The 13,676-nt window shown below is 40.4% G+C and carries 9 protein-coding genes; 4 read left to right on the top strand and 5 right to left on the bottom strand.

What is annotated here, in order from left to right; genetic code table 11:
- Window positions 1-3: 3 nt before the first annotated feature.
- From RTR43_RS10480 to RTR43_RS10470, 3 genes are read right to left on the bottom strand one after another with little or no spacing between them, the layout of a single operon-like run.
- Window positions 4-2,580 carry a molybdopterin-dependent oxidoreductase gene (locus RTR43_RS10480; protein WP_312471663.1) on the bottom strand — a complete coding sequence of 859 codons (2,577 nt, stop codon included), beginning with the start codon at window positions 2,578-2,580 and terminating at the stop codon, window positions 4-6.
- Window positions 2,581-2,592: 12 nt separating this feature from the next.
- Window positions 2,593-3,318, bottom strand: a complete 726-nt coding sequence (locus RTR43_RS10475; RefSeq protein WP_312471662.1) for a TorD/DmsD family molecular chaperone — start codon at window positions 3,316-3,318, stop codon at window positions 2,593-2,595.
- Window position 3,319: 1 nt separating this feature from the next.
- Window positions 3,320-4,660 carry a radical SAM protein gene (locus RTR43_RS10470; RefSeq protein ID WP_312471661.1) on the bottom strand — a complete coding sequence of 447 codons (1,341 nt, stop codon included), beginning with the start codon at window positions 4,658-4,660 and terminating at the stop codon, window positions 3,320-3,322.
- Between the two features lie 258 nt (window positions 4,661-4,918).
- Between RTR43_RS10470 and RTR43_RS10465 the strand changes: the two genes are divergently transcribed.
- Genes RTR43_RS10465 through RTR43_RS10455 form a run of 3 tightly spaced genes read left to right on the top strand, consistent with a single transcriptional unit; the run spans window position 4,919 to window position 8,706 of the window.
- Window positions 4,919-6,139, top strand: coding sequence for a PucR family transcriptional regulator (locus RTR43_RS10465; protein WP_312471660.1), 1,221 nt, complete (start codon window positions 4,919-4,921; stop codon window positions 6,137-6,139).
- A 19-nt stretch (window positions 6,140-6,158) separates the two neighbouring features.
- Window positions 6,159-8,174, top strand: coding sequence for a molybdopterin-dependent oxidoreductase (locus RTR43_RS10460; RefSeq protein WP_312471658.1), 2,016 nt, complete (start codon window positions 6,159-6,161; stop codon window positions 8,172-8,174).
- Entirely contained in the window at window positions 8,167-8,706 is a 540-nt protein-coding gene (locus RTR43_RS10455) for a 4Fe-4S dicluster domain-containing protein (protein WP_312471656.1), read from the top strand. The genes RTR43_RS10460 and RTR43_RS10455 overlap by 8 nt, the downstream gene beginning before the upstream one ends.
- Before the next feature lie 159 nt (window positions 8,707-8,865).
- Here RTR43_RS10455 and RTR43_RS10450 read toward each other — a convergent pair whose 3' ends face one another.
- Entirely contained in the window at window positions 8,866-9,843 is a 978-nt protein-coding gene (locus tag RTR43_RS10450) for an aromatic ring-hydroxylating dioxygenase subunit alpha (RefSeq protein ID WP_312471654.1), read from the bottom strand.
- A 332-nt stretch (window positions 9,844-10,175) separates the two neighbouring features.
- Between RTR43_RS10450 and RTR43_RS10445 the strand changes: the two genes are divergently transcribed.
- A complete protein-coding gene (locus RTR43_RS10445; RefSeq protein ID WP_312471652.1) occupies window positions 10,176-11,519 on the top strand; it encodes a uracil-xanthine permease family protein in 1,344 nt (447 codons plus the stop codon).
- 83 nt (window positions 11,520-11,602) lie between these two features.
- Here the strand turns inward: RTR43_RS10445 and RTR43_RS10440 are convergent, their stop codons facing one another.
- The gene (locus tag RTR43_RS10440; protein ID WP_312471649.1) at window positions 11,603-13,516 is read right to left on the bottom strand and encodes a Xaa-Pro dipeptidyl-peptidase; all 1,914 of its coding nucleotides are present in this window, start codon (window positions 13,514-13,516) and stop codon (window positions 11,603-11,605) included.
- Between the last annotated feature and the right edge of the window lie 160 nt (window positions 13,517-13,676).

Here is a 13,676-nt window from a genome sequence, read left to right as displayed (position 1 = left end):
TTATTAAAATTTGATGATGCGCTGATCCCATTTATAATCTTCTTCTAGCGGTTTACCGTCCCATTTTTCAAGATTGCACCTTGCAGTATTGTAGCCTGAGGTACCAAGCCCTGTTGGAACAAAGCCTACTAGCATATTATCTGCACCTGCTCGGTCCACTTCATCCTTCTCATCGAGGTCCACCCAAGACCCATGCGGCAGGGCAATCGTTCCTGGCATCAGTGTTTCAACCACAAGTGCCGGTCTAAGCGTCTTACCATACTCATTGGAAAGCATGACAGTATCACCGGTTTTTATACCTTTCTCATCTGCATCAGCCCGGCTTAAATAAACAGGATTTGGCCATGCCTCTCGAAGCTGTGGTACATTGTCAAAGGTACTGTGCGAACGACGTAGATAATGTGGATTAAAGACCTGGAATGGATATTTTCCCTTTTTCTTCTTTTTCCAATCTGAAAAAGTAGATTCATAGCCTTCGGTCCTTGGTTCATATTTTGGAATAGGAGCAATCTCAGTAAAAGCTTTCTTGGATGCTTCATTCATGGCTTTGCAATAGATTTCAAACTTGCCGCTTTCACTTGATACCGGATTCTTAACTGGATCATCAATAAAATCCTTATAGGCTATAAACCCTAAATTGTCGCCTTTTTTCCTTGGTACCTGATAAATACCTGCATCTAAAAACTCTTGCAAACCAATGCGCCCTTGCTGCGGTGTTCCTTTCACGCCCCATTCTTGAATGTCTTTGGCCGTGATCGTGCAAAGTGGTTCGAAGTCTTTTCCGTTTTCTTTTACCACCGTACTTCCCGCAAGCTGATTGAAAAATTGCTGTTTTTCATTGATTGGATAGATTTCTTCAGGGTTTTTTCCAAGTTTCTTAATCAATAATTTAGCAATCTCTTGATCACTCTTTGCCTCGTATAATGGTTCAACGATTTTAGACCAAGCAATTAATATTTCGCGATTTCCGTCTCTAACAGCCCCTTCTCTTTCCCATTCTGTTGTGACTGGGAGAACAATATCAGAATACTTAGCTGTTGTCGTCAGCGCATAGGCATTCGTGACAATAAATTCAACTTTCCGATGTGCTTCAATTCCTCTCATGATATTGCTTCGTGTTTGAAGAACAGCGTTATATCCATGGTAGATGAATTGAATGTTTACGTTCCTTTCTCCTTCGCCTTTTTGCAAATACTTCCCTTTCAAAACTGCGTCAAAGATTTGATTCTCATTAATAACATTTGTGATTGCGTTCGGAATTGCAGGCAATCCGCTGCCCCCTGGTGTCAACAATGCCGGTCCATTATTCCCTGCGTATTCCCAACAGCTAACACCTGTCATATTGCCGGAACTGCCCATATGCCCGGTCATCATCCCTAGTGTAGAGAATGCCTGCACCCAGCCTTCGCCGTTATTAATTCGTGCAGGGGCCCATCCTGTCAATAATGCGACTCTTTCAGTACCACCAATTTCCCTTGCAAGATAACGGATTGTGCTTGCATTGATACCACATATTTCAGAAGCCCACTCAGCTGTTTTCGGCTGCTTGTCATACGTACCTAAAATATAATCTTTGAAGTTCTCCTTCTTATCAACACCTGCCGGCATATGATCGGCATCAAAACCAACCGTATATTTATTTAAAAAGTCCCATTTTACAAGTGGATTTGTTATCGGGTCATCCTCTTCAAGTAAAGTGTGCATAATACCAAGTGCCAATGCGTGATCAGTGCCCGGACGAATAGGGACCCACTCCGCTCCAAATACATTGGCCGAATCCGTATATAGTGGGTCAATTGTGATGAAACGAGCCCCTGCCTTTTTAGCCTGCAAATAGTTATATGTGGCGCTTCCCATCGTGCTCCATGCGGGATTGGCACCCCATAGAACAATCAATTGGGAATTCCTTAAATCCACACGGTCATTAATCCCTTGAACATAAAGGCCTTCGCCGACACCCAGCATTTCATACGTATAAAGCCAGGCGCCCCATGAAATGGTGCCGTCGCTGGAAGTGTAACCGCCCACAGTGGCCATCGCATTTTTAATATCGCCCCCGCCTGAAACCCAAATAGATTCATTCCCATATTTACTACTAATTCTTTTCGTTTCAGAGGCAATATGATCAATCGCTTCCTCCCAGGAAATCCGGACCCATTGATCCTTTCCACGGAGTTCTTTCTTCCCTCCACCTGGCTGCCAATGTTTCCGTTTCATTGGGTATTTTAAGCGATCAGCATTAAAGACCTGATGGCGCTGTGAACGCCCCCGTAAACAACCACGTTGTTGGGGAAAATCCGGCGAATCTTGATGGGTGTCATCTGTCTTTTGACGAATCACTACACCATCTTTGACAAGTACTTTATTTAGACATCTACTACCACAATTGTGCCAACATGCGGCTGTTTTCCATACACCTTCCCCATTGGTAGCCTCTGCACCTATGTTTACCTCTGCTTTGGCAACAAGACCTCTGGAAACCGGAACAGCCACAGTGGCGGCGGCTGCGGAAGTCCAGCCAATGAACGATCTTCTAGTCAACTTGAAATCTTTAATTTTATTAATTAGATCAATCATCATGACCCTCCTTATCTATTTGTCTTGGATAATCTCTATATTCAATAGTTCTTGAAGAACTTTTGAATCCATTTGTAAAAAATGTTCTAAGATTTTTGCTAATCCTCTAAAAAAGTCTGTCTCAGCATGTGTTGCGATCTTTTCTGCTAACATCGGAATAAAAGCTAACAAATGATCATTAATAAACCTCTGTTGTTCTTTAAGTAAATAATTTATTTCTTTACTAGCATCGGGTCTTTCCGATTCTCCAGCTTGAATACACAGCTGATTAAGGCGATAAACAAAATCAAGCTCAAGACCGACGTGATCATCTGGTTCAATATTGAAATCCGCTGTTTGAAAACCATATTTCTCGTAAACCTTTCTTACATCCATCGTTGTTTTTTGGAACAGCAACTTATCTTTCCTGACATAGACGGATTCCCAAGGTTGTGCCAGTATTTCAAAGGGACCGATAAACATTCTGGTATAGTCCCAATGTAAATTCTCAAAATGGCTGTCAATATGGATAGGGTCATGCTGGGATAAATACTTTTTCATCACCTGCACTCCATCAAGGACTCCATCTGATTCATCTTGGAAAGGAAACTGATCAATCATGTTTCTTTGAATAAATTCTTTAATGTACTCCTTTGAAGGCTCCTCGATAAAGAATCTTCTTAAGATGTCATAAGCAAATTCCCTTACAAAAAATACGTTAACAATATCTTTGAACGGTAGGGACTGTTTTACTGCTTCCATGTTATCGCTCCTTTTTCAACCAGTTAGATCCTATCTCTTCAAGAACAAAATTTTTAGGTGTGGTCAATTCTAGCTGCACTTCCCGGATGACCTGTTCTTTTTCTTCTATCTCGACAACATTAGATGAAAGAACGATATCCACATCTCGATTTTTTAATAATTTTATAGCTTCAATTGGAAATTGCAGAAAATCGTAATCCTCATTGATTGTGAATGGGACATCATGCTTTTCGAAAACCTTCTTTACTTTTCCCTTGTCCTTGCCGAACACCTTTGCCGTTTTAAAATAAAAATCTCGTGTGGAAAATTGATACGTCTCATCCAGCACTTGATCATGGTTTTGCTGATAGATTTGCCCAGTAAATTTGTTTTCCAATGAGCAGTAATGCACCCCGAGCTTGAGCTTTCTATCTATTGCAAAATCGACTAGCTCCAGGCAAAGATTTTCACTTTCTGCCACAGCCAATCCGCCTGCATACCAAAAGTTGTAATACACGTCATAGGGTGGATTTTTTAGTTCTAATCCTTTTTCTTTGAAGGTCTGGGCATTCCCAAGAGGAAAACAAAATTCCAAAAGATTTATACCAAAAACATCAAGCTTATCGAGCTCTAACAAAAGCTCCTTCATTTCTTCTCCTGTCCCTGGAATTACCGGCATTTCAACCAATACATCCGGAATATATTTCTTCGCAAGGGCAATTTTCGTAAGAATGTGTTTCCGCTTTTGTATGGAGTCTTCCATTTTGATACTAAAGCGAATTTCATTTAAATGGGTGGTGTGCAAGCCCTGTAGAATTTCTTCGCTAAGCAAGTCACCCGCTGTATATAATCTCGTATGTGCATCTGGCACTAGCTCGTCTGCCAGTTTGAAAAAGGCGAGTGTTTCGTCCGGATGCAGCAGCGGCTCCCCACCGGTCAAGGCGAGATGTGTCAATAGGACGCCTTGTTCAACTAAACTCTTTAAATCTCCATTCACATTTTTCTTGTTTTGTAAGTAGAAATTGTATTCATCTTGATTTTTGTTGAAGCAAAAATAACAATCTCTGTGGCATTTTAAAGAAACGAAGGTCGTATAGCTTCCTGTTCCTTTCGTACAGGCTTCACAAGCACTAGAAATCCTTTCGTTTGATAGAATGCTTTTGTTATTATTCCTGTATATCGCTCCCATATCACGCAATTTATTGTGTACTTCAGGACCTTGTTGCTTCCGTTTGGAAAGCGGCAAGCCAAAGGACTCAATCTGCTCCAGGGTAGCTTTCTCAATATTTGCGTATATATCTGCATACTGAACAAGAGATTTGTTGTTTATGGTCCTTAAATTGGCTTTTGTAAGATTTTTCATCTTATCAAACTTCCTTTTTCGGATTTTTAGGGTTGTTTCATTTTGTTCACATTGTGAATAACTTCACATTTTATTCATGGATTCATTATATGTTTTTACAAAACGAGTTAGTATGGCCCTGCTACACGAATAATCATCCGTATTTTTGTGCGAGCAGACGAAAGGATTTAACGATTCTGTGACATTCATTGTCCGGTCCATCTACTTGCTATAAGATGATAGTAGACAACATAAAGATAGGAGAAAGGTGAATAATCGATGAACAATCATTTTGCCATTCCAGAATTTATCCAAGAATTATCGACTGCATCAAGCCATGGTGTTAACCAGATTGTTCAAAAACTCTCCACACTTTTATCTCTACCAGTCCTCGTAGTGGACCCACTCTATCAGGTTCTCTCTTGTTCAACTGGAATAGAAGCGATAGATGAAATGGTTATCATGCCTGATCAACAGCAAGAGTTCAATCCCCACTTTTCTGTCTTCAGTTGCCAGATTTCAACTATTGACTCGTTAAAAAAGGGATTGGTTAATCCCATAACCCTTAATAATCAAAACCTTGGTTATCTCATTATATTTAGTAACGACACACCGCTAGTTGCTGGTCTTTATGATGATGCACTTATTTATACGGCTTCATTATGTGCCCTGCAAATGCAAAAAAAACTGGAATTAAAGCAAGAGCGGCAGAAATTCAAAGATGCATTTCTTTTTGACCTGCTTTATGGAAACATCAAACAAAAGAAGGATATCACTGAATATGGAGAAATTTGGGGGTGGGATTTTAGCATTCCTCATATTGTAATCGTATTTTCATATAAAGAAGACAATCATTTTTTCACCCAAAAGCAAACGATTAACATGCTTTTACAAGTTGTTGAAAATGAATTGATTTCACAAAATTTCAAACCAATTGCAATGGCCAAACAAAGTCAGGTCATTACCATAATTCCGCTGGTTGACACTGATTATGATGAGAATAGGGCCAAACTGGAAGCCTTTGCGATGACTGTCCTAAAAAAGGCTACAAAAATCAATCCAGAGTTCGAGCTCGCTTGCGGAATTGGAAAAAAGTACAGGAACCCAACAGAGCTTTTCAGAAGTTATCAAGAAGCAAAAGTAGCTTTTGAATTAGGCATCCTGTTGAACATTACCACACCATTATTCTCTGATTTAGGATTAGAGCGGATTTTATATAAACATGACCAACAAGACTTAAAGGAGTATTACAACCATACATTAGGAAGCCTGTTGGAACACGATAGGAATCATGATGGAAATCTGATCGAAACACTTGAAGTACTTGCCGCTAATCAATTTGATATGGGAAAAACGGCCAAGGCATCGTTTCTTCATCGAAATACTCTGCGTTATCGTGTGAAAAGAATCGAAGAAATTCTGAATATGAAATTGGATGACTTACATGTTCGCTTAGATATTATTGCAGCTTTTAAAATTAAACAGCTACGAAAAATATGAAGAATGAAGGTTGTTCATAATGAAAGATGGTATATACAGAAATACTTGTCCGCGGAATTGTTTTGGAACCTGCGGCATATTGTCCTATGTCAAAAATGGCCGGCTCGTGAAAGTGACAGGGGACCCGAAACATGGATATACAAAGGGGAGACTTTGTGCAAAGGGCTATGCTTCCACGCAATTTGTCTATAATAAACAACGACTTAAATATCCAATGATTCAAAGCCCTAGAGGGTCTGGAAACTGGAAGAGAATTTCATGGGATGAAGCTTATTCGATTATTGCTGGTAAAATAATCGAATTGAATCAACACTATGGTTCCAACCTTGCCAGTGGCTACAACAAATTCTCAGGGAATCTCGGGTTCCTGCACTATGCGGTTGAAGGGATGTTCAATAGTATTGGCCCTCATACGAAACCCGTTGGCAACCCTTGTGCTTTAACCGGCAAGCTCGCAGTTAACCAAGCCTTTGGACACAATTTTAGCTCTAATCCCGAGGATATGGCAGATACAAACCTCATCGTCATCTGGGGAGCGAATCCTGCTGTTACAAATGTCCATCAAATGAAGTTTATTTTTGAGGCACGACGCAGTGGCGCAAAATTCATTGTAATTGATCCGATTTTTACCAGAACAGCTGAAAAAGCGGATGTCTATATCCAAATCAATCCCGGAACAGATGCATGGCTAGCGTTCGGAATCGCCAAGATATTAATAGAAAAAGGGATTGATGACGAGGAATCCATTCGGGAGCAAACAATTGGTTGGGATCAGTATAAACACTTTATTCAACATCAAGTTGATCTATCTGATGTATCCAAACGAACAGGTGTCCCAACGGAGGCAATGGAAGTACTTGCTGAATTTTACGGAAATTTAAAACCGGCCGTGACCTGGAATGGATTAGGGATTCAGCGTAACGATAGAGGCAGCCACAGCATCAGTGCCATCAACAATCTGGCAGCAATGACAGGTATTCTGAGTAATCCAAACAGCGGTTTATATTATATGCATTTTGACATTGACCATTTCCCGCAACTCCTTTTAAACCATCAGGGCCCTGTTCATCCAAACATCACTAAATCTAGAGATATTGATATTAGTAATTTTTCAAAAAACGCTCTCACCTTAACAGAACCGCCGCTTAAATTCCTTTGGGTGGCTTCACGAAATATCATTACTCAGGATCAAAACCTTAAATCTTGGCATCAATTGTTCAATCAATTGGAACTCATCGTGACAGTGGATCTTTATTTGACAAAAACAGCGAAACAGTCCGATCTTGTTTTACCAGCAGCCTCTCATTTTGAAGAAGAAGACTTAAATGTAGGTTATTGGCATTATTGGCTATCCATAAACCAAAAAGTAATTCCTCCTTATTACGAAGCAAAAAGTGATTTACAGATTGCTAGGGAATTGACCAAAAAACTGAATGATCTCACACCGGGGTTTTCTAACTTCCCTTTTGAAAAAGAACCCATTGACTGGATCAAAGAAGAGCTTACACCGGAGATTATGCGACAGTATTCCCTTACTAGCTATGAGGATTTATTAGAGGGTCCACATAAAAAAATAGAAATAGCTCACTCTATGCCAGATTCAGAGAAATTCAGACTGCTTACATCAAAGGAAACGGTTTCCGAGCAGTTACAAAGTGAAAATCTAAAGAAACCATTAACCTATAGACTGTTAACACCACAAACATTGTTGAAAATCCATTCTCAATATGAACTGGTGCCTTGGTTAAATCAGGAGCAGACTGAAGATATCATTGAACTTTCCTATAATGCCGCTATTCAACATGAAATTGATGAAAATACGAAGATTGAGATTTACAATCAACATGGATTTATTATCGGTACCGCTAAAATTAATCCTACCTTGCCAAATAATGTGGTCCTTGCAACCCAGGCTGGCAATAACCCCATCAACCAATTGATTACTCAAAAGGACGAGCAGGATGCAAATGGCTCCAGTACTTTCTTTTATGACAGCATGGTGAACATTAGGAAATGGAGAGAGAAGAATGTTTAAACGAACTGGATTCATTTTCAATGCCGATGATTGTATCAATTGTAAGGCATGCGAAATCTCCTGCAAAAATGAAAATCAAACACCAATGAACATCCAATGGAGAACGGTAAAGAAGGTAGCTCCTGAATTATATCTATCTCTTTCCTGTAATCATTGTGACAGCCCTGAATGTTTTCGTGTCTGTCCAGAAAGAGCGTTCATAAAGCGTAAGGATGGGATCGTCCAAATAGACGAAAATCTTTGCACAGGCTGCCAGCTATGTGTTTCTGCCTGTCCCTATCAGGCACCACAGTTTAATCCTGAAACACGGAAGGTTAGCAAATGCCAAATGTGCTATCCAAGACAGGATATTGGAATGGTCCCAGCTTGCGTCGAAGCTTGCACAACTGGTGCGCTAAACTTGGTAGATTTAAATACTTTCGAAGATGAGCAAACAGTCCGTAACCTTCCGGGTTTTTCCGATGTTACCGTTACCAGCCCATCCATCATCTTCTATCCTTTAAAACCAAGAAAGAGGTATTTTCTTCAATAAAGAATCTTCTAGTTAATCGCTCATTTGTTAAGATGAGCGATTATTTTTTCGACAAATGCTATGAGGCTATTAAAATGGCTTCATTAAAAACTCTGATAAATTCCAACTCGTACTCTTTTAAGGTCACGCTTTTTCGCGAAGAGGGACTGATCCTTTAACTTACACAGTGCCAAGTGTAACGCCAAGTTTAGTTAAATATTGTCGATAGGCAATGCTCATTCTGTCACATTTCAACGAAAGTTCTACCTGCAAATCAAGTGGTAAGTCCTCTGGTTTCTGGTTTTCGACGATAGGCTTGTCCTGAGCGAAAATCATATCCTGAAACTCTACGATTTCCTGATCAGTTGTACCCGTTTCATAGTTAAATGACAAAATTCCATAGGCAATGGACTTGCATTCTGCAATAGGCAGGATGGTGAGTAATATGGTCATCTTGTTCTCAGTATCCGGATCTCTTTTTGTGAACCGAACGGTTAATGGTCGTATTACTTCATACGTATAAAAAACATCTTTGGATTGTCCGGTGCCGTCAGGGTCTGGCTGAAATATGGCGATTTCATCTGAAAAAATCCGATCTTCTTCCATATGAACATCGTAATCCCCAATGATAGGATGCTCCTGTACCCCAAGAAACCCTTCATGTATAAAGGAAAGATGGCCTACATCCAGGAAATTTTCAACGATTCTTGGAGGATTGGCATTCACTTCCTGTGGTCCCCATAAGACATTACGGAAGTTATCATCTGTATATTCAGGATAAGAAAAGAATTTAGGATTATTGTTGTTGAGATTAATCCACACAAATCCATATGCTTCTTTACATGTATATTTAATCGCTTTCGCTTTTAATGGAATGGCTCTTCCTTCAGGGAGCTGTGGGATTTTTGTACATGTACCGGCAGAATTATATTCCCAACCATGGTAGGGACATACGATATTCCCATCTTTCACGCAGCCTAGGGATAGAGCAGCACCTCGGTGAATACATAAGTCCTTAAAAGCGTGGATCCCTTCTTCATTGCGGAAGAGAACGACCCTCTCGCCCAATATCGTTACCTGTAATGGCTCTTCTTTTACGTCCTCTCTTTTACAAGCAACGACCCAGTCACTGCGTAACACGTTATCTTCCAAAAGCATGTTTACCATCCCTTCATTGATGAATTCTTTTTATTACCTATATTTTATGAAGCCAATTAACCAAAGTCAACACAAAAACACGAACATTATTTAAAAATTATATAAAAATATACGTAATTTACTGTTTACAACTTCTAAATTGTTATTTATAATTCAATTAAAGTTTTTAATACACCAGTAGTAAAAACTCCACAAATCATCTCAAAAACAATTGCTTCTACATCAATGCTTTACTGTGATTTCAACATGATTGAAATGCTATTTTCCTAATATCTTTACTCTTTTAATGTTTATTTATTTCAAACTAATTTAAAGTAGAGGAGAATAATCAAGTGGACCAAAAAGAGCAAAACACGAACATTGTAGTAGGCATCAATGAAAAAATTAGTTGGGGAAGAGCTTTTTTGCTTGGGATGCAGCATGTACTTGCGATGGATTTGTATATCGCACCAATCATTATTGCTGGTTTACTTTCATTGGATTCATTGAATACAACATTTTTCATTCAAATGTGTTTTTTGGCAGCAGGACTAGCGACACTCATTCAAACCATTGGCGGCTTGCGGTTGCCAGTCGTTCAAGGCCCTTCCTATGTCCCTATCGGTGCGTTGGCAGCAATAGGAGGAAAACTTGGATTAGGTGCTGTTTTCGGCAGCCTCCTTCCTGGGGCATTAATTATTGCGCTCCTTGGGTATCCGTTAAAATGGTTTGCTAAAGCCGTACAGAAAATTATCCCGCCGCTTGTTGGAGGAACCGTCATTGTTATTGTAGGAATCTCATTAATGCCAAATGCATTTAATAGTATTTACCATGCACCCGGAAATGTAGGACACAATGTATTGATTGCATTTGTTTCTGCAGCGGTTTTAATTATTTGTATTCTTCTTGGACGTAAGGCAAAGGGGTACGGTACATTTTTCCGCCTAGTTTCGGTTATTCTAGCCATTATCGCTGGCACGATTACCGCATCACTATTTGGAACCGTTGATTTCTCCTCTGTAAAACAAGCATCTTGGATTTCGTTTCCGAGCTTTTTCCCATTCGGAAAACCAATATTTAATTTACAAGCGATTTTAACAATGGTATTTATTTATTTGGTTATCTTAATTGAAACAACAGGGACTTGGTTCGTGGTATCAACCGTTACTGACAGTGAATTAGATGAAAAACGATTGAACCGTGCATCTGTCGGTGAAGGAATCGGCTGTTTCGTCGGATCTCTTTTCGGTGGAACACCTATGACAGGGTATTCATCTAACGCTGGAATTATTGCAATTACTGGTGTTGCCAGCAGAATGGCGATTATCGCTGCCGGAATTATTCTGGTTGCATTGGGGCTAATCCCTAAATTATCTGCTATCATTACATGTGTTCCTGAACCGGTGATTAATGGAATCTTTGGTGTCGTGTGTGTGGCGATTGTCATGAATGGTTTAAAAGTCATTCAGCATGTTGTCATAGATGACCGCAATATGATGGTGATTGGAGTTCCAATCTTACTTACAGTAGGTACTATGGTTCTACCGAAGGAAATCTTAAACAGTGTCCCTGATTTTGCAAATTATATCCTATCTTCCGGAACAGCTGTTGGGGCGATCGCTACGGTCATACTTAATCTAATCATCCCGCACGATCGAGATAAAACAGTTCCGACGGGACAAGGTTCATTAACTTAGTCAGATAAACCAAAAACAACATTGAAATAAACCAAAATGAAAGAAGGATTAGTCATTAAGACTAATCCTTCTTTCGTTTTGACTTATTGACTAAAGGCGTTGCGGCCTTCGATAATTGGCAATGTTATTTCGCTGCGGGTTGGTGTTACCGTAATTTTTGTACCAGCTTTAGGACGAATGGTATAGTCGTAATCACTTGCGATGAGAACAACACCAATACGGTGCCCCTCCTTAAATACATAGTCTTTAGGCTGCATGTCCCATTCGAAGGTGTAGTCTCTGCCTGGAACAAGTGATTCGGAACGATCTGCCGAATGAAGATTTTGCGGGTCTACCCAACCGCGCGATACAATTACTGGGTTGGAACTGCTGTAGTCAACCAAAAGTGCTGTTAAGTTTGCAACAGGACGGTCGATACTTGCACGGATACTTACTTTAGGCGTACCGCTTAACCGAACTTCCCCATTTAAGTTCGGAGTGAGATAAGCTAATCGGTTTGAAGAATTTAACTCCGGATTCGCTATCAGTGTATTGGCCTTCTTCAGTGGATCATCAATAACTGTTTGCGTATTATGCGGCTTATTAGGAACAGGATTCAGCTGCAGTGCCCCTAAATCATTTCCAGTGCCTGTTAAATGAAGCCTTGTAGCTACCGTTCCTGGTGCAGGCCAGCTGGCTTCCTTGCTCCAAGTTTTGTCCTCACGCTGGATATCAACAGCAGGCTCATTCATTATTCCGTTTTCAATTCCGTACAGATAAAAGTCAAACCATTTATTTTGTGTTTGTGGCCAGTTATTCCCAGAAGGACTTGAATGGCCTCCCTGATGCAGCCACAATTTACGAGGGACATTATTTTCTCCTAATGCTTCCCACCACTGGGCAAATTGTTTTGTCTTAACATTCCAATCATTAAGCCCATGAACGACAAGAACACTAGCCTTCACTTTTTTGGCATCCTTAACATAATCCCGGTCGGCCCAGAACTTGCTGTAGTCACCAGTTTCTCTGTCTTGGGCAGCTTTCAGCTCGGCAATGACATCTTTACAAACTTGAGGATTGTTTCTCGTTAACACAGCTTCAGCCATATTATCAGTGTCTTCACCTTGATAGGCGCCAGGCGCAATAACCGCGCCGTTAGCACGATAATAGTCGTACCAGCTGCTGATTGCGGCAACTGGAATAATCGTTTTCAATCCATCCACACCGGTAGCTGCAACCGCATTTGGCAATGTCCCATTGTAGGAAGCACCTGTCATTCCCACATTCCCTGTTGACCAATCAGCAGAAACTTCTTTTCCATCTCCGGTAAATGCTTTAGCCCGGCCATTTAACCAATCAATAACAGCTTTTGTACCAAGAATTTCCCGATCATCCCCTGTTGTCGGACACCCTTCCGATTTGCCTGTCCCAATACTCTCCGCAAGAATAACACCATAGCCACGTGGGACATAGTAATTCCCTAAAGAGCCGAGATTGGCAGCTTGTCCTTCCGCAAGTGCAAATGGCTTGCCGCCACGTCCGTTCCCATTTCCTGGGTGCTTAACTGGAATTAAGTCAACATCAACATTAAAGACAGGGACATCTAGAAGGCCTGAGCGATAAGGACTCATCTCATAGATGACAGGAACTTTAATCCCCGGCTCGGTTTTAGGACGGTATACTTTAATGGAGACCTTGTCACGCTTACCGTCTCTGTCACTATCAATCGCTGTCTCAACAAACAAGTTTTCAATAATCGCCTCGTCGGTAGAGTAAATTGGTTTGGTCATTCCATTTTCAAGTTCAATTTTTGTTGCCTCTGATGCTGTTTCTGGAATCAATCCATTCAGTGGGATTCCATTCCACTCTAAAAGTCCCCCCTTGGTTTTTGACGCCAATGCAGTTGTCACTGTTTGATGTTGCCTAGTTTCTGCTTTTACTGTCCAAGCATCTACTCCTGCTACTAACGAAAGAGAAAGAACAGAGCACAAACTGACGTTCAAGATTTTTTTCCTCACTACTTTTCCCCCTTAGACATGGTTTTAGGCGGTTATCACCATTTTCTAGTATATAATTGAATATTCTAAATTTTTGTTAAACTATGTCGAAAAATTAAAAAAGGGAAAAAGTACTATCTTTTTTACAAGGTAAACCGCAAAAAGTCCTGCTTTTCAATTC

The sequence above is a fragment of the Neobacillus sp. genome, assembly GCF_031988165.1.
Lineage (GTDB): Bacteria > Bacillota > Bacilli > Bacillales > Cytobacillaceae > Neobacillus > Neobacillus rhizosphaerae.
Note: the sequence above shows the minus strand (reverse complement) of the source record. Positions and strands in the feature narration are given on the sequence as shown.